Source organism: Paracandidimonas lactea (assembly GCF_021653995.1).
GTDB classification, from domain to species: domain Bacteria; phylum Pseudomonadota; class Gammaproteobacteria; order Burkholderiales; family Burkholderiaceae_B; genus Allopusillimonas; species Allopusillimonas lactea.
This window is the reverse complement of record NZ_JAJJOZ010000026.1, coordinates 1-630: the sequence shown is the minus strand read 5'-3', so window position 1 is coordinate 630 and position 630 is coordinate 1. Positions and strand designations below refer to the sequence as shown.

Sequence of the window (630 nt, the reverse complement as noted above, 5' to 3'; positions counted from 1 at the left end):
GCGAACCTCATCCGGCTGCCCGATCTGCGCGACCAGTTCATCCGGGCGACCGGTACTGACGCTGACACTGCAAATGCACGGGAGCTCGGATCTCAACAATCTCAATCGATGAAGGTCATGAACAACCTTGGGATACCTAACAGTAATTTCGCTACGGCTGGGAGTGACGTAGGCGCTGGATACGTGGCTGCTACGGGAACGAATGTCCAGGTATCGAAGGGCATCGAGACTCGTCCAGACAACACAGCGCTTCACCCAGTCATAGCGCTATGACTGGATGCAATGCGAGGTTCGGTGGCCGGACGACGCCGATTCCGCCCACAGTGATCAAGTAGGTCGTGACGCCTGTATCGGTTGCAACCCCCATGGACTGTGGATACAGCGATACTGTCACTGGATCCAACCCGTGAACTGAAGGAGGGGCCTTGACCGGGGAGCCTGTATGCGTCAGCCCTGTGGCGCTCATTGATCCATTGTCCGGATCGAAGGATTGCAAGCTACCTTTTTGCCACGACCCTAGCGCCCTCGCGTTTGCAGGAATGTGGCCATCTGGCTGCAAATGCGCGTGTGCTTGGCAGCAAGCAGTTAGACGCGTTCAAATCGCATTACCACAGGCTAAAAACGGAGGCC

The 630-nt window shown here is 56.7% G+C and carries 1 pseudogene; it reads left to right on the top strand.

Going from position 1 to position 630, the window contains the following annotated elements:
• Positions 1 to 273 (top strand): annotated as a pseudogene (locus tag LOL23_RS18915) (phage tail protein); the annotation flags it as partial.
• Positions 274 to 630 lie beyond the last annotated feature (357 nt).